We start from the raw sequence: 19,417 nt of genomic DNA, 5'->3' as shown, positions 1-19,417 counted from the left end.
TCCCGACCAAAGTCGGACGCCCGCCGCCCCGCCGTCGCGGGGGCGACCAGCCATGGATCATCGCGGGTCGGTGTCACGCCTCGCCGAGCCCGTGCAGCCACCAGCGGCCGTTGGCCTCCATCGGTCCGTCGCGGAACAGCCAGAAGCGCTCGCCCGCCTCCGTCTCGACGCGGTAATAGTCGCGCGTCAGGTCGGCCTCCGCATCCGCCACCCACCACTCGCCGAGGATGCGCTCCGGCCCGTCGGCCCGGGCGATCCGGTGGCGGGTGTTGCGCCAGACGAAGAACAGCGGCGGCGCGTCGGGGATCTCGGCCATCGCCGTGACCGGCTCCGGCGGCGCCAGGAGGCGGGCCGGGCGCGGCAGGTCCGTGGGCCAGAGTGCGCCGAGGGGAGCGGCCAGAGCCGGCACGCGGCACACCGCCCGCTCGGGCAGGTCGCTCTCCACCGGCGCCAGCCGGTAGACCCGGGCGGCGCCGAGGCGCACCAGCAGGGTATCGACCAGGGCGGCGAGGTCCGGCGCCTGCGGGCCGGCGGCGAGATGCGTGTCCTGCCGCTCGGCCAGAGGCTCGACCCGCGAGGCGGAGAGCACCGCTTCCTCAATGCCAAAGCCGGGATCGATCAGAGAGAGGCGCTCGCCGAGCAGCCGGGCGAGGTGGGCGGCGTCGCGGCTCGGCCCCGCCGTGCCGATTCGGATCGCCTGATCGAGGCGATCGACGCGGACGAAGACGAGATCGAGCCGGCGCGCGCCGAGGCCGCGCCGCTCCAGTTCCGGCACGAGCCGGGCGCAGAGGTCGGCGACGACCCGCTCCAGGCTCTCGCGGGCGCCGACCGGCTCGGCGAAGCGCAGGGCGACACGCGGCGTCTCGGGAGCTTCAAGCGCCGTCAGCGGCTCCGGCTCGCGGCCCAGCGCCCGGTCGAGGCGGAACAGCAACTCGGCACCGAAGCGCAGCCTGAGCGAGGCCCGCGGCTTGTCGAGGCAGTGGCCCACGCGGGTGATGCCGACATCCTGCAACGCCCGCACCGCCTCGAAGCCGAGCCGCAGGGCCGCCACCGGCAGCCCCGCGATCGCTTGCTCCGCCCCGCCCCGAGGCACGATCCCGCCCTCGCCGAAGCGGGCCACACCCCAGGCGCAGCCCGGAATGTCGGCAAGCGCCAGCCGCGCCAGGATTCCCGACCGCTCCAGACGCGCGGACAGGTCGGCGAGCAGGGGCGCCTCGCCGCCGTGGAGATGGGCGGCGCCGGTGATGTCGATCATCAGGCCGTCGGGCGGGTCGAGGGCGACGATCGGCGCGTAGCGCTGGCACCACAGGCCGAGCCGCGCCAGGGCCGCCGCATCCGCCTCGGGATCGGCGGGGACGAGATGAAGGCCCGGCACCAGCGCTTGCGCCTGGGCCGCGCTCATGCCCGGTCGCAGGCCGAGGCGGCGGGCGGCGGCGTCCACGCCGGCGAGCCCGCGACGGGCACCGTCCTGCGCCACGGTGGCAAGCGGCTCATCCGGCGGCGCGGCGCTGGCCCCGCTCCGGCGCAGCCGGTCGGTCGGCCAGGCTGGCAGGTACAGCGAGACGACCCTGCGCATCGCAAGCCTCCACGATCCAAGCCCCCGGCGCCCCGCCGCGGCAGCGCTGCAAGTCGAGCCGCCAGCGCGGCCGGCCCATTCGACGGCTCGTTCCTTCGGAAGGGGCGGGCGCTACCCGCCAGCGGGTTCGCGCGGCGCTGGGCTCCGGCTCGACGGCCTCCCCCGCGCAGAGGCGGTGCACGACGAGCGCGGTGACGCCCGAGCCCTCCGCCGCGAGTTGGAGCCGGCGGGAAGGGGTGAGCGTCATGCGGGTGAGTTCGCCGACGACGCCGGCCAGCCCTCGATGGCGCAGGCCCTCCTCCATGGCCGGCAGCACCTCGGCATCCCGCCACGTCTCGCAATAGACCACCCGGTCGGGATGCAGCCCGACCCGGGCCAGCGCGGGAGCGAACAGGTCGCGGCTGTGCAGGCACCACAGCACCGGCCCGTCGAGCCGGGCGAGGATGCCGCCGGCAAACAGCACGGCGGTGGCGGCGTAGCGCCCGCGCGGGCCGCCCTCATGGATCTGATGGAGCGCTCCGAGGGCCAGCCCGCCACCGGGCAAAGCTGCGTCGAGCCCCGTCACCCCGAAGGGGAGGGTGCGCGAATCCGCCGGTTCGCTGCCGGTCCCGGTGCGCTCCGTCAGGCGGCGTAGCGCATCCAGCGTCGGCACGTCGGAGGAGCGGGAAGGGGGCATGGCGCAGGTTCGAAGGGGATCGGGAGGGCATCGCTCAGAACAAACAGTGAACGCACCTGAGCCTTAACCCGTCAACCGCTCTCGCGTTGCCATCCCCGTTGAAAATGCGGATTTTATTCCGACTGCACACTTGACCCCGGACCGGTGGGGTCGGGGCGCATCAAGCCCTGCACGCAGAGCGGGTGCGACGGCTTATCTCACGCAAAACCGCATACCGACTGGACTTGAGCGCAACAAATCCGGGCGCTGTTGCCCATGAACGACAGACGTTTGCCCACACCGTTCTATCGTATTGTCTACCGGGGACTTTGCCGGAGGTTGTCGCATGGGATGCGCAGTCTGCGTTTTTCCCGCGAGCTCTCCAGATTTATCAGGGTCATGAGTGACCAGTCATGAGTGACGCACGACCCACAGGCCGCCGGCCCGTCATTCTCGTCGTCGAGGATGAACCCGATGAGCGCTACCTCGCAGCCGAGCTGCTGGAGGAGAAGGGCTTCGAGGTCATCGAGGCCGAGACGGCCGAGCGCGCGCTCGACATCCTGCATCAGCGGGGCGACGGGATCGACGTCGTGTTCTCGGACGTGCGCACGCCGGGCACGATCGGCGGCTTCGAACTCGCGCGGATCATCGGCGTGACGTGGCCGCGCATCCGCCTGCTGCTGACCTCGGGCGACGCGGGCGACCAGCCGAGCGACCTGCGCGTCACCGCGACCTTCATGCCCAAGCCCTGGCGGGCACCGGAAATCCTGACATGGCTCGAAGAGGCCGCGGGGCTCAGGGAACCGCCGGAGAGCTGAGCCGCGGCCGGACCATTCAAAGCATCAGAAGCGCATCCCCTCTCCCCGCACAGCGGGGAGAGGGGTACAACCAAGCTTACGCTGCCGCGACGGTCGCCTTCACGATCCGGTCCGGATCGCGCACGGGCTCGCCGCGCTTGATCGTGTCGACCACTTCCATGCCCTCGATCACCTTGCCCCACACCGTGTACTGGCGGTCGAGGAAGCGCGCGTCGGAAAAGCAGATGAAGAACTGCGAATTCGCCGAGTGCGGGAAGTTGGTGCGCGCCATCGAGCAGGTGCCGCGCACATGCGGCTCGGCGTTGAACTCGGCGTTGAGGTCGGGCAGCTCCGAACCGCCCGAACCGGTGCCGGTCGGGTCGCCGGTCTGGGCCATGAAGCCGTCGATAACGCGGTGGAACGGCACGCCGTCGTAGAAGCCCTGGGTCGTCAGCGTCTTGATCCGCTCGACGTGGTTGGGGGCGAGGTCGGCGCGCAGCGCGATGACGACGCGGCCCTTGGTGGTCTCCAGGACGATGGTCTCGTTCGTCTCTGCCATGAGTTAAATTCCCTGTCCTCTGGGTCCGTCGTAGATGAAGCGCAGCGCCAGGGGGCGCCCCGCGATGGCTCCGCCGAGAGCCGGGGTGAGCCGGACCGGCGTGCAGCGGGCGATCGCGTCGAGCGTCGCCCGAATCAGGATGTCCCGGGCTCTGGCATCGCCCGGCGTGTTCGCAAACGGCGTCTTGGCGAAGGTGATCTGCGGCGTGCCGATCACCGAGCCGTCCCGGCGCAGGGAGAGACGCGCCGTGATCTCCGCGCGCTCGAACCGGCTGAGCCCTTCGGGGGCCTTCCAGCAGGCGGCGAGCGCCGGGTAGAGCGCCTTCAGGGTATCGGCCGGGGCCGCCGCCGTGTCACCGGCGGGCAGCGGCACATGCTGCGTACCCCGCAAGGTTTGGGGCAGGGTGCGCCAGGGCTCAATGCCCTCGAACGCATCGGCCCTGCCCGCGATGATCGGGGCAAGGCAGGCCGCAAGGATGCAGACCCCGCGGCGCGATGGCCGGCGGGCCGCTATTGGCCGCCTCCGGCGAGCGTCATCTTCACGATCTTGTCGGGGTTCTGCACGGAGCCGTTATCGGCCTTGGAGCCCTTCTTGACCTTGTCGACCACGTCCATGCCCGAGGTGACCACGCCGACGACGGTGTAGTTGTTGTTCAGGAAGTCCGCGTCGCCGAGGCAGATGAAGAACTGCGAGTTGGCCGAGTTCGGGCTGCCCGAGCGGGCCATGCCGACCGTGCCGCGCTTGAACGGCGCGGAGGAGAACTCGGCGGGAATGTTGGGCAGGGTGGAGCCGCCGGTGCCGTTGCCCTTGGGATCACCCGTCTGAACCATGAAGCCGTCGATGACGCGGTGGAACTTCAGGCCGTCGTAGAAGCCCTGGCCGATCAGCGTCTTGAGCTGCTTGACGTGCTTGGGCGCGATCTCCGGGCGCAGCTCGATCGTGACCCGCCCGTCCTTGGTCTCGAGAAGCACGGTGTTCTCGCCGGCCCGCGCCGGGGCGGCGAGGAGCATGGCGGAGAGGGCGAGTCCGAGGACGGCGTGGCGGCGATTCATGCGGTCTAAAGCTCCGTAGTGGGAATCAGGATTGGGTGAGGATCAGGATTTGGCGAAGCGGGCGGCAAGCTGCGCGGCGACGACCGGCGGCACGAAGGGGGAGACGTCGCCGCCCATGGCCGCGATCTGGCGCACCAGGGTCGCGGTGATCGGGCGCACGCCGGTGGAGGCGGGCAGGAACACGGTCTGGACCTCGGGGGCCATCGCGCCGTTCATGCCGGCGAGCTGCATCTCGTAATCGAGGTCGGTGCCGTCGCGCAGCCCCCGGATGAACAGGCGTGCGCCGCAGCGCCGGGCGGCCGTGACGGCGAGGTCGTCGAAAGTCACGACTTCGAGGCTCGCGCCCTCGGCCGCGGCGAGCGGTTCGCAGGTCTCGCGCAGCAGGGCGGCGCGCTCCTCGGCCGTGAACAGCGGCGCCTTGCCCGGATGCACGCCGATGGCCAGCACCAGCCGCGGCACGAGGCGGCAGGCCTGTCGCACCACATCGAGATGGCCGTTGGTGACCGGATCGAAGGAACCGGCGTAGAGCGCTGTACGGGTCGTCACGGGAACGGGCCTAGAGCATTTTCCCCACAAACGGAACCGCCGCCAACAGAAACGGGCGCCCCGGAGGGCGCCCGCGCGAACGAGATGGGGCGGGGATGAAAGGAGGCTCCGGTGGAACCGGAGCGCTCCGCCGATTTCCTGGCTTAATAGGTGCCGAACCCGAAGTTCAGGCCGACGCGGGCCAGAGCGCCCTCGGTGCGGGATTCGATGTTGTAGCCGACGCCGGGGCCGCCCCGGCTGGGGATCAGCACCGTGCGGCTGCCGAGGTCGTAGCGCAGATACTCGGCCTTGACCGTCATCTGCAGGGACCCCGTGAGATTCAGGAAGGAATTGGCCGGGATCGCGTACTCGATGCCGCCGCCATAGGCGTATCCGGTCTCGAGGCCGGAGCGGGCGCCGGCATAGGTCACGGGCGTCCCCGTGCGGAAGACCGCGGCCAGCGTGGTGGTGCCGTAGGCGAAGCCGCCGGTACCATAGACCAGGACGCGGTCGAAGGCGTAGCCGACACGGCCGCGCACGGTGCCGAGGAAGTCGAGGTCGGCGGCGTAGACGTTGGTCAGCACGCTCGGGTTGATGGCGGGTCGGAAGATCGTCTCGGTGCGGCTGCGCGCCAGATCGAGGTACTGCGCGTCGGTCTCGAAGCCGAAGACGAAGCCGGTGCCCGGCGTGAGCTGGAAGTTGTAGCCGGCCTGGCCACCGAAGCTGAACCCATCCTTCGGCAGGGCGACATTCGCGCGGCGCAGGTCGTTGGTGACGTTGGCCTGGAGCGCACCGATGCCGGTGGTCCGCAGCGTGTCACTCTCGGTGTAGGCGTAGCCGCCGTTGGCGCCGAAATACGCGCCCGTCCAGGCGAAGACGGGGATCGGCGTGAAGACCGGCGCCTCGGCGCGGCGCGGCAGGTCGGCGGCCAGTGCAGTCCCGGAGAGGAGGATGCCCGCGAGGCCGGAGAGAATCAGGGAGTTGCGCACGGCTCGAACCGAAGGTGTGAGGAAAGCTGCACTTTCTCTACCAACGGCTGGATATGGAAACTATGATATAACGGCAACACTGATGTCGCGACAACAACACCCTGTCATGACTAGATCTGGGTACTGTAATTCCAAAAATAATCCTCGATCACAAAATTTTGATGGAGAACTCCTGCCGAGCTGCGGAGGGGGAGGCCATGTCGCCCCCTCCGCAACGCCTTCGATCAGACGGCCTCTTCGCCGTCGCCGTTCTCGTCCTCGCCCTCGATGTGCTCCACCGAGACGACACGCTCCGCCTTGTCGGTGTTGAACACCGTCACGCCCTGCGAGGCGCGGCCGACGATGCGGATGTCGTCCACCGGCACGCGGATGAGCTGGCCGGCATTGGTGACCAGCATGATCTGGTCCGAAGCCTCCACGGGGAAGGAGGCGACGAGGTGGCCGTTGCGGGCGTTGACCCGCATCGCCGTGATGCCTTTGCCGCCCCGGCCCGAGGTCCGGTACTCGTAGGACGAAGAGCGCTTGCCGAAGCCGCGCTCGGACAGGGTCAGCACGAACTGCTCCGCGGCCCCCATCTCGTTGTAGCGCTCCAGCGAGATCGCCGTGGCCTCCGAAGCCTCGTCGGCCTCGGCCGGCTCGGCCTCCGCCTCGCCCGCATCGCCGATCACGGCCCGGCGCATCTTGAGGTATCCAGCCCGCTCCTCGGGCGAAGCGTCGAAGGCGTTGAGGATCGCCATCGAGATGACTTTGTCGTCCTTGGCCAGATTGATCCCGCGCACGCCGGTCGAGTCGCGCCCCTTGAAGACGCGCACATCCTCGACGGGGAAGCGGATGCACTGGCCGAGCGCGGTGGTGAGCAGCACGTTCTGCTCGGGCCGGCAGATCTCGACATGGACGATGTGGTCGCCCGGATCGAGCTTCATCGCGATCTTGCCGTTGCGGTTCACCGTGGTGAAGTCCGACAGCTTGTTGCGGCGGACATTGCCGGAGGCGGTGGCGAACATCACGTCGAGCGTGTCCCAGGACGTCTCGTCCTCGGGCAGCGGCATGATCGTCGAGATGCGCTCACCCTCGTTCTGAAGGTGCAGGATGTTGACGAGCGCCTTGCCCCGGGCGTTCGGCGCGGCCATCGGCAGGCGCCAGACCTTTTCCTTGTAGGCTTGACCCTGGTCGGAGAAGAACAGCACCGGCGTGTGGGTGCTGGCCACGAACAGCCGGGTGACGAAATCCTCGTCGCGGGTCGCCATGCCGGAACGGCCCTTGCCGCCGCGGCGCTGCGCCCGGTAGGTCGAGAGCGGCACGCGCTTGACGTAGCCGGCATGGGACACGGTCACGACCATGTCCTCGCGGGCGATCAGATCCTCGTCCTCGACGCTGAAATCGGAATCGATGATCTCGGTCTTGCGCGGGGTGGCGAAGAGCGCGCGCACCTCGGCCAGTTCGGTCTTCACGATCGCCTGGATACGGGCGCGCGAACGCAAAATGTCGAGATAATCGGCGATCTCGTCGGCGAGCTTCTTCAACTCGTCGCCGACCTCGTCACGGCCGAGAGCGGTGAGGCGCTGCAGGCGCAGGTCGAGGATCGCCCGGGCCTGGATCTCCGAGAGCCGGTAGGTGCCGTCCTCGGCCACGCGGTAGCGCGGATCGTCCACGAGCGCGATCAGCGGCGCGATGTCGTGGGCCGGCCAGTCGCGGGCCATCAACGCCTCGCGGGCGGTGTTCGGGTCCGGCGAGGTGCGGATCAGGCGGATCACCTCGTCGATATTGGCGACCGCGATGGCCAGACCGCACAAGACGTGGGCCCGCTCGCGCGCCTTGTTGAGCAGGAACTTGGTGCGCCGGGAGACGACCTCCTCGCGGAAGTCGTTGAAGGCCAGCAGCAGGTCCTTCAGGTTCATCAGCTCGGGGCGGCCGCCGTTCAGCGCCACCATGTTGCAGCCGAACGAGGATTGCAGCGGCGTGTAGCGGTAGAGCTGGTTCAGCACGACCTCGGCCATGGCGTCGCGCTTGATCTCGACGACGATGCGCATGCCGTCGCGGTCGGATTCGTCGCGCAGGTCCGAGATGCCCTCGACGCGCTTCTCCTTGACCAGCTCGGCGATCTTCTCGACCAGCGTCGCCTTGTTCACCTGATACGGGATCTCGGTGAAGATCAGCGCCTCGCGCTCCTTGCGCAGCTCCTCGACATGGGATTTCGCCCGCATGATGATCGAGCCGCGGCCCGTGGCGTAGGCCTGCCGCGTGCCCGCGCGGCCGAGGATCAGGCCGCCGGTCGGGAAGTCGGGACCGGGCACGATCTCGTTGAGCGCCTCGATGGTCAGGCTCTGATCGTCGATGAGGGCGATGCAGGCGTCGATCAGCTCGCCGAGATTGTGCGGCGGGATGTTGGTGGCCATGCCCACCGCGATGCCGCCCGCGCCGTTGGCCAGCAGGTTCGGGAAGCGGGCCGGCAGGACGGTCGGCTCCTCGTGCTCCCCGTCGTAGTTCGCCTGGAAATCGACCGTGTTCTTGTCGATGTCCGAGAGGAGCGCGCTGGCGGGCTTGGCCAGACGCGATTCGGTGTAGCGCATGGCCGCGGCCGGATCGCCGTCGACCGAGCCGAAATTGCCCTGCCCGTCGATGAGCATCAGGCGCATCGAGAAGTCCTGGGCCATGCGGACCAAGGCGTCGTAGATCGATTGGTCGCCGTGCGGATGGTACTTACCGATCACGTCGCCGACGATGCGGGCCGACTTGACGTAGCGGCGCTCGGGCAGGTGCCCGCTCTCGTGCGCCGCGAACAGGATGCGCCGGTGCACGGGCTTGAGGCCGTCGCGCGCATCGGGCAGCGCGCGGCTCACGATCACGCTCATGGCGTAATCGAGGTAGGACCGGCGCATCTCGTCGGTGATGGAGACGGGTTTGATGTCGGTCGCGGGCGGGGGCGTGCCGGCGCCGGGTTGGTCGTTGTCGTCTGCCAACGTCGCTCTCTCGGGTTCTCGTTCGGTCGCCCATGGCGGAACGCCAACGGACGGAGATTAGCAAGGACGGGTCAACGGGCCGCCAATCCCGACCGCTCCCCTCATCCTGAAGTGCCGCGAAGCGGAAGCCTTGAGGGATCCTCCCGATCCCGCGCGTGTTCTGGAGGATCCCTCAAGGCTTCCGCTTCGCTCCGGCACCTCAGGATGAGGGGGGAGAAGTGGGATGACCCGCTGCCTGCCAAAGGCCGTCGTCTCAGTTACTTAAATATGAATTCCGAGGGGCTTGCACAACATCCGCGAGCCTGCCGGCGGTGCATTGCCGGCTCGTCAAGGAACCCGCGCCAGAAGCGTTTCGGCCGCGGCCAAATCCTCCGGTGCGTTGAGGTTGAGGAAGGGGTCGACCGGCTCGACCGGCCAGGAGGCCACCGCCGCCCCATGCCGCTCGATGAAGCCGCCGACGCGCCGCTCGCCCGAAGCGAGCCAGCCGCGCAGATCCTCACGCAAGTGGACCGGCCAGAGCGCGCTGGTGAAGTGGCGCCGCTCGCCCGAGGCCGCGAGCGCGATCGGCTTGCCCTCCACAGCCGCGGCCGCGACGAGACGCGCGACGAAGTCCACGGGCAGGAAGGGCGCGTCGCCCGGCACGCTGACGATGTGTGTGAGGCCCGCTCTACCGGCGGCCTCCATCCCGGCGAGGATGCCGGCAAGCGGCCCCGGATGGTCCGGCACGGTGTCGGGCAGGACGGGTCCGGAAAACGCCGCGCGGAAGCGGGCCGGATCGCCGTTGGCGCTGAGCGCGAGCCCGCCGGCGCATTGCGGGCCGAGCCGCTCGGCGACCCGCTCCAAGAGGGTGCGCCCGGCAAGCCGGCGCAGGGGCTTGTCGCCCCCACCCATCCGCCGCGACAGGCCGCCGGCCAGGATCAGGCCCAGGATGCCCGACCCGGAGACCGGGGCGGGAGTCACTCGATGACGATCTTCGGCGCCGCGCGGCCGGCAGGCGCGCCGCTGAGGTTGGCCCAGAGTTTCCGGGCGATCTCGCGGTAGATCCTGGCCTGCGGCCCGTCCGGATCGGTCGCGACCACGGGGCGTCCGGCATCCGAGGTCTCGCGGATCGCCATGGTGAGCGGGATCTCGCCGAGGAAGGGCACCTCCAGGCGCTCCGCCTCGTGACGGGCGCCGCCATGGCCGAAGATCGCGGAGGCCGCCCCGCAATTCGGACAGACGAAGGTCGCCATGTTCTCGATCACGCCGAGGATCGGCACCGAGACCTTGCGGAACATCGTCACGCCGCGGCGGGCGTCGATCAGCGCGAGATCCTGCGGCGTCGAGACGATGACGGCGCCCGACAAGGGCGTGGCCTGGGCCATGGTGAGCTGCGCGTCGCCGGTGCCGGGGGGCATGTCGACGACGAGCACGTCGAGTTCGCCCCAGGCCACGTCGCGCAGCATCTGGGTGATGGCCGACTGCACCATCGGCCCGCGCCAGATCATCGCCGATTCCGGCTCGATCAGCAGGCCGATCGACATGGCTTTCAGCCCGTAGGCCTGCAGCGGCTCCAGGGTCTTGCCCTCGATCACCCGCGGCTTGCCGGACAGCCCCAGAAGCTTGGGCACCGACGGACCGTAGATGTCGGCATCGAGCAGGCCGACTTTGAGGCCCTGGGCACTCAAGGCCAGGGCGAGATTGCAGGCGGTGGTCGATTTGCCGACGCCGCCCTTGCCGGAGGCCACCGCCACGATGTGGCGCACGCCCGGCAATGCGTTGCCCTGGCGCGGCGGAGCACCGGGACCGCCGGCCGCTTGACGCGGGGCCGCGCCGGGAGCCGGCGCGTTGGGCGCACGCTCCGAGGTCAGGCTCGCGAGCACGCTCGACACGCCGGACAGCGCCAGGATGCGGCCTTCGGCCTCGCGCCGCACCGGCTCGAACCGCTCGGCCTCGCTCGGATCGATCAGGATCGAGAACATCACCCGGTTGCCCGGGTCGATCACCACCGGCGAGAGGCGGCCGGAATCGGGCAGGGTGGTGCCGCCGCGATCGACCGTGACAGTCGAGAGCGCCTTCAGCACGTCGTCGCGCGTGATCGCCAAAACTCAAGCTCCATCGGGCGCCGGGGCGGGCCGTCCCGCTCCCGACCATCTAACCACCCTTGCGCCAAACGCCAGCCTTCAAGCGGTGTTCTCAGCGCCGCCGCCCCGGCGGAATGGCGATCAGGTTGCATTCTTCCATCGGCCCACGCACGATCGAGCCGTCGCCGCGCCGGTAGACGCCGCGGCGCAGGTGCCGGCAGCCGACGGGGCCGCGCAGCCGCTTCACCCGCTCGATATGGACGCTGCGCGAGCGCCGGTTCGAGAAATCGTGGCCGCCGATGCGCACGCCGGGGCCGAAGCGCACCTCCGCGGAGGCCGGCACCGCGGCGACCAGCAGCGTGGCCAGCAGCGCAACGCTCATTCCGTTCACCCGTCACCCTCCGGCAAAGCTTCGACCGCCCCCTGAACCAAGATCGACCTCGCTCGTTGTCGAGGCAATCGCCGGGCAGCGGACCATCGACAAGGGTCTTCAGCCTGCCCGGCTCACGCCATTGACGACAGACGGAGTACGGATCTCATGCACCAGGGCAACCATCGCGACCACGAGGGCGCGAAGAAGCTCTTCGAGCTGGTCAAGGACGTCAAGGTGGCGATGCTGACCACCGCCGACCAGGACGGGACGCTCAACAGCCGCCCGATGTGGAACAACGAGATCGACGAGAACGGCGACGTTTGGTTCTTCACCAAGCTGCACAGCCCGAAGACCGCCGAGATCGGCCGCGACAATCAGGTGAACCTGTCCTACTCGGACCCGTCGAGCCAGACCTACGTCTCGATCGCCGGCAAGGCCGAGGTGATCCGCGACCAGAAGCTGATCGACGAAAAGTGGCAGGAGAGCCTCAAGACGTGGTTCCCCAACGGCAAGGAAGACCCCGAGGTCGGCCTGATCCGCATCCATCCCGAGCAGGGCGAGTACTGGGACAGCCCGTCCTCCACGATGGTCCACCTCTACGGCTACGTGAAGGCCTCGCTCACCGGCGAAAGCCCGAAGACCGAGACCAAGAAGGTCAACCTCGCCTGATTCTATTTGGGAGTGGGCCTCGTGCCCCTTTCCGTGACGTTCGGCGCTCCCGCCCCCGGCGGGGGCGCCGTTTTTGTCACAAAGCCCTGCGCCCACCGGCGTTGATCGTCGGCGTGTTCCGCCCCAAGCTCGGGCGACACTCCCCGAACACGGACGGCCCATGATCGACCTCGCGAAGCGGGTCTACGACCACAACTTCCGCATCGACCCGATCGTGCGCTCGCTGCTCGATACGGATTTCTACAAGCTCCTGATGGCGCAGATGATCTTCCGCCGCCATCGCGAGCTGAACGTCAGCTTCGGAATCCAGAACCGTACCCGGAGCGTGCGGGTCGCCGACGAGATCGACCTCGGGGAGTTGCGGGCGCAGCTCGACCATGCCCGCACGATCCGCCTGAGCCGGGGCGAATCCACCTGGCTGCGCGGGAATACCTTCTACGGCCGCCGCCAGATCCTCTCGTCCGAGTTCATGGCGTGGTTCGAAGCGTTTCGCCTGCCGGACTACGAGCTGGAGGTGCGCGACGGACAGGTGGCGCTGACCTTTCACGGCCCCTGGGTCGAGACCACGATGTGGGAGGTGCCGGCTCTCGCGATCCTCAACGAGATGCGCTCCCGCGCGGTGCTGCGCGGCCTCGGCAAGTTCGAGCTGCAGGTGCTCTACGCACGCGCCATGACCCGCGTCTGGGAGAAGATCGAGCGCCTGAAGCGCCTGCCCGACCTCTCCATCGCCGATTTCGGCACGCGCCGCCGCCACGGCTTCCTGTGGCAGGATTGGTGCGTGCAGGCGATGCGGGAAGGATTGGGCGAGCGCGCCTTCCTCGGCACCTCGAACTGCCTGATCGCCATGCGCCGCGAAGTCGAGGCGGTGGGCACCAACGCCCACGAACTGCCGATGGTCTACGCCGCGCTCGCCGGCGACGACGATGACGCCCTCGCCCAGGCTCCCTACGCGGTGCTGGCCGACTGGCAGCAGGATTATGCCGGCAACCTATTGGTGGCCCTGCCCGACACCTACGGCACCACCGGCTTCCTCGCGAAGGCGCCGGACTGGCTCACCGCCTGGACCGGCATCCGCATCGATTCGAAGGAGCCGATCGCGGGGGGCGAGGAGGCGCTGGCCTTCTGGGAGTCGCGCGGCTGCGATCCGCGCGAAAAGCTGGCGATCTTCTCCGACGGGCTCGACATCGACGACATCGAGGCGATCCACGCCCATTTCCACGGCCGCATGCGCATCGGCTACGGCTGGGGCACGCGGCTGACCAACGATTTTCGCGGTCTCGTGCCGGAGGGACGGCTCGACCCGATCTCGGTGGTCTGCAAGGTCACCGAAGCCGAGGGCCGCCCGACGGTGAAAATTTCCGACAATCCGAGCAAGGCCCAGGGGCCGGCAGCCGAGGTGGAGCGCTACAAGCGGGTGTTCGGGGTCGAGGAGCAGGCCGCGATGGCGGTGGCGGTGTGAGGCACGTTTTGCGCGAGTCTGCCGGCCGAAAATCGCACGACTCTCAGCACGAGCGGCCTCGTTCGACTGGTTTTCCGACCTCCGTGCCTCGCGCATGATGCAAAGCATGACCAAACTTCTGGAACGCGCCCTCGAGCGCGTTCGCGCCCTTCCCCCCGAGGCGCAGGACGACATGGCCCGCGTCCGCCTCAGCCTCGACGGAGACGCGGCGCCGGGTTTCCCGCCCGGCGCCACTCTCACTTCGCTGTCAGCTCCGCAGCCGCCTTCGCCGCCCGCTTCTCCGCCGCCTTGCGCTTCCACGGCGCGTCGGCTTCCCAGTCGCCGGCCATGATGCAGCCGTAAGGCTCCACCGTGTCGACCACCTCGGCCAGATCGTACTTCGCGATCTGGGCACGCACGGAAGCCGCATCCTTGTAGGCGCCCGGCAGCTCCGACAGGTCGGGCTTGCCGCAGAAGAAGCGCACGTCGATGCCCTCGGGCAGGACGGGCGCGTGCTCCCGCAGGTAAGCCGTCCGGCTCATGTTGCGGCCCGCCCCGTGCGGGGCGAAGCCGAGCGAGCCCACTTGGTCGCGGTGGCGGGCGATCAGGATCGGCTCGGCCATGTTGAGCGGGATCAGCGTGCGCCCGTCATCGTCGGCCGAGAACCCCTGCCACGACGGGGTCGCCCCCTTGCCGTGGTAGTAGAGCCCGTCCTCGCGGCGGAAGACGAAGTTGTGCTCGTTCCAGAACTGGTCCGCGACGGCGTTGCCGGTTTTACGCGCCACGAGGTCGTGGAGCGCGAAATGGCTCGCCTTGGTCCAGTCCCGCACGATCTGCAGCGCCTCCCAATAGGCCCGGCCGTCGTCGGATTCCGCCTTGATCCAGGCATTGTGCGCCGGAACCCGCGGAGCGACGATCCCGGTATGCCGGCGCGCCACCGCCATGCCCTTCTTGTAGAGCTGGGCGCCCAGCCCCCGCGAACCGTGATGGGTGACGAGCGCCACCTGCCCCGTCGAGCCGAGGTGCCCGACATAGGCGAAGTGGTTGCCGTCGCCCTGGCTGGCGAAGTGGCCGACCGCGAGCCCCGCGAACTCGGTAAGGAAGCGGTTGCCCGCAACCCCCGCCATCACCGCGTCCGGCGGCGCGACCGCACCCTTTCGGCCGCCGGGACCGAAATGCGTGACCGCCTGCATCGCGTCGAGCACGCGCTTCGGGTCGTCGGCGCGACGGAACACGGTGATCGCCACCGAGCAGCAGATGTCGGCCGAGTGGAAGCCCGGATGGATCGCATCCGCGCAGGCAACCGCGCCGCCCACGGGGATCGTACCCTCCACCAAGCCGGAGGGGCAGGCATCCGGCATCACCGCGCCCTTCACGATGGTCGGCACCCGCATGAGCGCGTCCATATGCGCGATCACCGCGGCCGCGTTCGCCCGCTCGGCCGCCGTTTCGGCGTCGAGGAAGACGCCGAATTCGAGGCTGTTCGTGCGCATCGGAATCGCGTGGGTGGCCGGGTCGAGAGTGACGAGATGCGCGCGGATCGCCGCATCGTCGGCGCCCTCGAGGCGCATCGCGTTGGCGATGGAAACCGCCCGCTTGAACCATTCGCCCGGCTGGAAGCCCCAAGCGATGAGATCGCGTCCGTTGATCGCGGTCATGGTGCCGCTCCGTCTTCTTGAATTTTTTGGGATTGGGGCGGGCGGCAAGTCGCCGTCCACCCCACTCATCATCCGCGGAGAAAATCCGCGATCAGCGCGGGTGCCGCCGTGTCGAAGCCGACGACGTCGAGCATGCTCGCGTCGTTCGGATCGGCGATGCTGAAGCCGTTGGAGACGAGCCCCACGACCACGAGCTTGGCCGGAATCCCGGTCTTCTCCCGGTATTCCCGCAGCGCCTCGACCGGGTGGACCGGGCCGGCCCAGGTCTCCGAATCCGTGTAGACCACGAACGCGTCGGCCGGGACGCCCCGCTCCAGCGCCCACCGCATCGGCAGCGAACAATCCGTCCCGCCGAAGGGCAGATCGTCCGTCGCCGCCACCGCCTGGTCGAGCCGCATCGACGGCCCGATCGGCAGGGCGGTCAGCGCCGCCCCCTGGCTCCAGGACCGGCCGGGCTCGGCGGTGAAGCCGAGGACCTGCCAGTGCTCCTCCGTCGCCGCGGTGACGAGCGCCATCGCGGCGGCCGCCTCCCGGGGCGTCAGCGAAGAGCCCGCGACCGAGCCGCAGCTCATCGAGCCCGAGACGTCCAGCGCCAGCACGAGACGCCGGCCCGTGGGCTCGACGTTCGCGAAGGCGGTGTAGAACGCCGCGTTCAGCGCCTCGACGATGGCCGCCACCGGCTCCCAGGAGAGCCGGCCGCGCTGGCCGTGCCCGGACGCGTAGGTCCGCAGCGCCACCAGAAGCGCCATCGGGTGCAGACGCGCCTTCAACAGGCGCTCCCGGTCCGACAGCACGCCGACCACGTGCTCGGTCGCCACGGTGAAGGGCGCGAGCGCCCCCGAAGCGGTGAGCCGGCCGAGCTGGCGCACGAGGGCACCGACCGGCATGCGCTCGATCAGGGCCTCGTTCACCGCGCGGCTCGTCATCAGCCCCGTTGGCAGCGCCTCCCAGGGCAGGTTGTGGGTGCGCACCTGCGCCGCCGCGTAAGCGCCGTCGACGCCCTCCGCCTGCACGCAAGTGAAGGCGTGGACGAGGGCAGGGGTCTCCTCGGTCAGCGTCCCGCGGCAGATCCAGTCGAACAGCGCCTTCCGCGCCGGCTCGTCCGTCTCTGGATGAGCCAGCCGCAGGAGGTCGCGGTGCGACCAGCCCTGACGGGAGCGGTACTTCACCGCCTGGTAGGCGAGCGCATCCACCGGACGCGCCCGGTACCAGTCGCCGACCGCGCGCCGCAGCGCCCGGCCCCAGCCGCGCATCGCCTCGACGGCGCCCGCGAACTGGAACAGGTGCGTGCCGGTGCGGCAGACCCGGGGCAGGGCGGCGAGCGCCAGCCGGCGGGTCGCCTCGGCCTCTGCGGAGGCCGCGAGCGCCAGGGCGAAGATCGCCGGATCCTGCTTCGGAGCCCGGCTCGCCTCGCTCATCGCGACGATGGTCGCGACCGCCCGCGCCCCGTCCTCGGCGATGCAGCGCATCACCGCGACCGCGTTCTCCCGGCAGAGAGCCCGCTCGCCCGCGTAGTAGGAGCCGCCCTCCGAGCCGAGCACGAGGAAGCGGTCGAGCCGCGCCCAGTCGCTCAGGACGAAGACGTGGCCGCCGGCCGCATTCGGCACGGTGCGGGGAAGGGGCTCCGACTGCGGGGTGCGCCGGAGCGAGAACAGCTTTCCATAGTTCAACATTGCTCGCTCCTCTCTCCGCGGGGCTTTTTGGGGATTGTCCCCGAGGCTCGTTGCGGCGCGCGGCCGTGGATTTTTGCGAGGGACCACAGCACCTTGCGGCACCTGGGATTCGAACCCTGAGGACCCGATCACCCTCGCAATCCGGCCCGCGCGGCCGAATTCGTTTGTTGCGTCAGCGGCCGTGCGGGCATGGAGGGGAGACAGGCGGTCCGCTCGCGCGGCCTGCGTCGCCCGTCCGCCACCCGGGCATCGGACCTCGCGGCCCGTGGGATTCGAACCCGGCCTTTCGGCCGACGATCACCTGTCTCCATCGGCCCGCACGGCCGAATTTTTGTTGGTTTGCGCTCCTCGTCCGGACGGGTGTCCGGCCTCAGGCCGCGCGGTCATGGTGTGAGGAAAGGCGTGTGGTGCTCTGCCGCTGAGCTACGGACCTTGCGATCCGGCGGGATTTCGAACCCGCGACATCCCCGTTTGGAGCGGTAACCTTCCCTCTTCGGCCCGCGCGTTCTGAATATTTTCCTACAACTCAGCCGCGAACAGTCCTGCGGTCATGGGGGTTGGGGACGGGTTTGCTGAGCTACGGGCGCAAGGCCCGGCGAAGATCGAATTCGCGACCTCCGCGGCGTGGGCCGCGGCGCTCTATCGATAACCGTCCCCGTTCGGCCCGCAGGGGCCGCCGGGACGAGGCGTGGGGGGATTGGGTGGCCGAACCGGAGCGGCGGCCACGCGGGCATGGGGGTTACGGACGGGAATGTCCTTGCGGACAACCGAGCCCTCCGCCCGAAGGCGTCAGGCGTTCGACTCCCTGAGATAACCGTCCGCTATCGGCCCGCGTGGCCGACCGTATCTCGCGCGATCGGATACGACCGCTTCGACCATGGCCGCTCAGACCCTGGACTGGCGAAAGCGGAGACGCGTAGATCGTCGTTTCTCATGCCTTGCTCCGTCGAGGTGGGGCCAATGGGAAGCGCGGACGTGAGAACGGGCGATCGGGGCTTCACGAGATAGGTGATAACCGATGCCCACCGGCCCGCGCCGGTGATGTTGTTCGAACAGAGAGCCGGACCTCGGTACGAAAGAGCGGACGCTTACCCGTAGGGGTAAGAGGGAACGCTCCATCTCCGGCCCGGCTGAGCCGATGGGTTGTGCTTACGGTTGCACCCGAACTGCGTCAACCCGAAACTTGAAAATTCTTTCAGCTTCACGCATCTCCCATCCATGAACCCATCCGCCATCACCCCCGCCCAGATCCGCGCCGGCCGCGGTCTCCTCAAATGGACGCAAGGGGTTCTGGCGAGTCGGGCCGCGGTGTCGGTGGTGACGCTGAATATGATCGAGAGCGATCAGGTCGCCCCGCGCGCAAGGACCCTGGACGCGATCCGCACGGTGCTCGAAGGCGAGGGCATCCGCTTCATCGGCGACGAGAGCGAAGGCTTCGGCGTGATGATGCGGCCGGGGCAAGGGTCACAACAGGGGCCGCAGCCGGGGAAGACGTCGAGATCCATGCGGGCCGCCGGGTGAGCACCCGCATCGATCTCAACGCCGATCTCGGCGAAGGCTTCGGGCCCTGGCGCCTCGGCGACGACGCCGCGCTCCTCGACATCGTCACCTCGGCCAACGTCGCCTGCGGCTTTCATGCGGGTGATCCCGACATCATGGTCGAGACGGTGATTGCGGCGAAGGCGCGGGGCGTGGCGATCGGCGCCCATCCCGGCTTCCACGATCTGCGCGGCTTCGGCCGAAACCGGATCCAGGAGCGTCCCGAAAGAATCGAGCGCGACATCGCCTATCAGATCGGCGCACTCCAGGCCTGCGCCGCTCTGGCCGGTGCCCGCGTCACCCACGTCAAGGCGCACGGGGCGCTCGCCAACCTTTCGAACGAGGATGCGGCCATCGCCGAAGCGCTGGCCCGTGCCGTGGCCGGCGTCGACCCTGATCTCGCCTTGGTCGTAATGCCGGGGCTTCCCGCCGAGCGGGCCGGCGAGCGCTTCGGCCTGCGCCTCGTGCGGGAAATCTACGCCGACCGCGCCTATGCCGAGGACGGCACGCTCGCCCCCCGCGCCTCGCCCGGTGCGGTGATCCACGAGGCGGGCGAGGCCGCCGCGCGCGTTGCCCGCATGGTCGGGGAGGGCGCCGTATTCACGCTCGGCGGGCGGCGCATCCCGGTCGCGATCGACACGGTCTGCGTACACGGCGACAACCCGGAAGCGCTCGCGATGGCACGCGCGGTACGGGCCGAGCTCGAACGGGCGGGCTTTAGCTTGCATCCCTTCGCCGAGTCTTTTGCGACGTCCTGAGGGACGAATCCGTTACGGCGACGTTTCAGGGATCGAATTCGGCCTGCTCACGGTTTCTTGAGTTCAGGTGCCTTCGGGCGCAGGCCCGTGCGCTGGCCCGTAACGACGATCGCCGGGATAGGCCGCGGATCGC

The 19,417-nt window shown here is 69.3% G+C and carries 18 protein-coding genes; 5 read left to right on the top strand and 13 right to left on the bottom strand.

The features are described 5' to 3' along the window. Positions 1-73 precede the first annotated feature (73 nt). Both Y590_RS22680 and Y590_RS22675 read right to left on the bottom strand, forming a co-directional pair. Positions 74-1,576: a DUF6504 family protein gene (locus Y590_RS22680; protein ID WP_201026755.1), complete on the bottom strand. Its 1,503-nt coding sequence runs from the start codon at positions 1,574-1,576 to the stop codon at positions 74-76. Continuing rightward, positions 1,491-2,252, bottom strand: a complete 762-nt coding sequence (locus Y590_RS22675; protein ID WP_060771838.1) for an ImuA family protein — start codon at positions 2,250-2,252, stop codon at positions 1,491-1,493. The genes Y590_RS22680 and Y590_RS22675 overlap by 86 nt, the downstream gene beginning before the upstream one ends. A gap of 392 nt (positions 2,253-2,644) precedes the next feature. Between Y590_RS22675 and Y590_RS22670 the strand changes: the two genes are divergently transcribed. Beyond that, on the top strand, positions 2,645-3,049 hold the full coding sequence (locus Y590_RS22670; RefSeq protein ID WP_060771837.1) for a response regulator: 405 nt from the start codon (positions 2,645-2,647) through the stop codon (positions 3,047-3,049). 76 nt (positions 3,050-3,125) lie between these two features. On the opposite strand, the gene Y590_RS22665 is transcribed toward Y590_RS22670, so the two are convergent. The 9 genes from Y590_RS22665 to Y590_RS22625 form a co-directional block, all read right to left on the bottom strand. Next, the gene (locus Y590_RS22665; protein ID WP_012255637.1) at positions 3,126-3,587 is read right to left on the bottom strand and encodes a peptidylprolyl isomerase; all 462 of its coding nucleotides are present in this window, start codon (positions 3,585-3,587) and stop codon (positions 3,126-3,128) included. A gap of 3 nt (positions 3,588-3,590) precedes the next feature. After that, entirely contained in the window at positions 3,591-4,040 is a 450-nt protein-coding gene (locus tag Y590_RS22660; RefSeq protein WP_502689518.1) for a UCP034077 family protein, read from the bottom strand. Between the two features lie 56 nt (positions 4,041-4,096). Next, positions 4,097-4,639: a peptidylprolyl isomerase gene (locus Y590_RS22655; RefSeq protein WP_060771835.1), complete on the bottom strand. Its 543-nt coding sequence runs from the start codon at positions 4,637-4,639 to the stop codon at positions 4,097-4,099. A gap of 42 nt (positions 4,640-4,681) precedes the next feature. Further along, positions 4,682-5,185 (bottom strand): pantetheine-phosphate adenylyltransferase, encoded by a 504-nt coding sequence (gene coaD, locus Y590_RS22650; protein ID WP_060771834.1) that lies wholly within the window; start codon positions 5,183-5,185, stop codon positions 4,682-4,684. Positions 5,186-5,328: 143 nt separating this feature from the next. Continuing rightward, positions 5,329-6,153, bottom strand: coding sequence for an outer membrane protein (locus Y590_RS22645; protein WP_060771833.1), 825 nt, complete (start codon positions 6,151-6,153; stop codon positions 5,329-5,331). A 224-nt stretch (positions 6,154-6,377) separates the two neighbouring features. Continuing rightward, positions 6,378-9,113 carry a DNA gyrase subunit A gene (gene gyrA / locus Y590_RS22640; RefSeq protein ID WP_060771832.1) on the bottom strand — a complete coding sequence of 912 codons (2,736 nt, stop codon included), beginning with the start codon at positions 9,111-9,113 and terminating at the stop codon, positions 6,378-6,380. A 327-nt stretch (positions 9,114-9,440) separates the two neighbouring features. Continuing rightward, on the bottom strand, positions 9,441-10,040 hold the full coding sequence (gene mobA, locus Y590_RS22635) for a molybdenum cofactor guanylyltransferase MobA (RefSeq protein ID WP_083530996.1): 600 nt from the start codon (positions 10,038-10,040) through the stop codon (positions 9,441-9,443). Positions 10,041-10,069: 29 nt separating this feature from the next. After that, positions 10,070-11,197, bottom strand: coding sequence for an Mrp/NBP35 family ATP-binding protein (locus Y590_RS22630; RefSeq protein WP_060771831.1), 1,128 nt, complete (start codon positions 11,195-11,197; stop codon positions 10,070-10,072). A gap of 91 nt (positions 11,198-11,288) precedes the next feature. Next, on the bottom strand, positions 11,289-11,558 hold the full coding sequence (locus tag Y590_RS22625; protein WP_060771830.1) for a hypothetical protein: 270 nt from the start codon (positions 11,556-11,558) through the stop codon (positions 11,289-11,291). A gap of 156 nt (positions 11,559-11,714) precedes the next feature. Here Y590_RS22625 and Y590_RS22620 point away from each other — a divergent pair, with 156 nt between their 5' ends. Together Y590_RS22620 and Y590_RS22615 are read left to right on the top strand one after the other, a co-directional pair. Beyond that, the gene (locus Y590_RS22620) at positions 11,715-12,218 is read left to right on the top strand and encodes a pyridoxamine 5'-phosphate oxidase family protein (RefSeq protein WP_060771829.1); all 504 of its coding nucleotides are present in this window, start codon (positions 11,715-11,717) and stop codon (positions 12,216-12,218) included. Between the two features lie 160 nt (positions 12,219-12,378). Beyond that, positions 12,379-13,677 carry a nicotinate phosphoribosyltransferase gene (locus Y590_RS22615; protein ID WP_060771828.1) on the top strand — a complete coding sequence of 433 codons (1,299 nt, stop codon included), beginning with the start codon at positions 12,379-12,381 and terminating at the stop codon, positions 13,675-13,677. Between the two features lie 236 nt (positions 13,678-13,913). Here Y590_RS22615 and Y590_RS22610 read toward each other — a convergent pair whose 3' ends face one another. Together Y590_RS22610 and Y590_RS22605 are read right to left on the bottom strand one after the other, a co-directional pair. Continuing rightward, positions 13,914-15,314, bottom strand: coding sequence for an RtcB family protein (locus Y590_RS22610; RefSeq protein ID WP_060771827.1), 1,401 nt, complete (start codon positions 15,312-15,314; stop codon positions 13,914-13,916). A 68-nt stretch (positions 15,315-15,382) separates the two neighbouring features. Further along, a complete protein-coding gene (locus Y590_RS22605) occupies positions 15,383-16,987 on the bottom strand; it encodes a TROVE domain-containing protein (RefSeq protein WP_060771826.1) in 1,605 nt (534 codons plus the stop codon). Between the two features lie 1,218 nt (positions 16,988-18,205). Between Y590_RS22605 and Y590_RS22600 the strand changes: the two genes are divergently transcribed. Beyond that, positions 18,206-18,508: a helix-turn-helix domain-containing protein gene (locus Y590_RS22600; RefSeq protein WP_060771825.1), complete on the top strand. Its 303-nt coding sequence runs from the start codon at positions 18,206-18,208 to the stop codon at positions 18,506-18,508. Continuing rightward, a complete protein-coding gene (locus Y590_RS22595; RefSeq protein WP_060771824.1) occupies positions 18,505-19,284 on the top strand; it encodes a LamB/YcsF family protein in 780 nt (259 codons plus the stop codon). The genes Y590_RS22600 and Y590_RS22595 overlap by 4 nt, the downstream gene beginning before the upstream one ends. Positions 19,285-19,417 lie beyond the last annotated feature (133 nt).

Origin of the sequence: Methylobacterium sp. AMS5 (assembly GCF_001542815.1) — a bacterium.
In the GTDB taxonomy this organism is placed as follows: domain Bacteria; phylum Pseudomonadota; class Alphaproteobacteria; order Rhizobiales; family Beijerinckiaceae; genus Methylobacterium.
The sequence above is the reverse complement of the archived record's forward strand: the minus strand, read 5'-3'. Positions and strand labels throughout refer to the sequence as shown.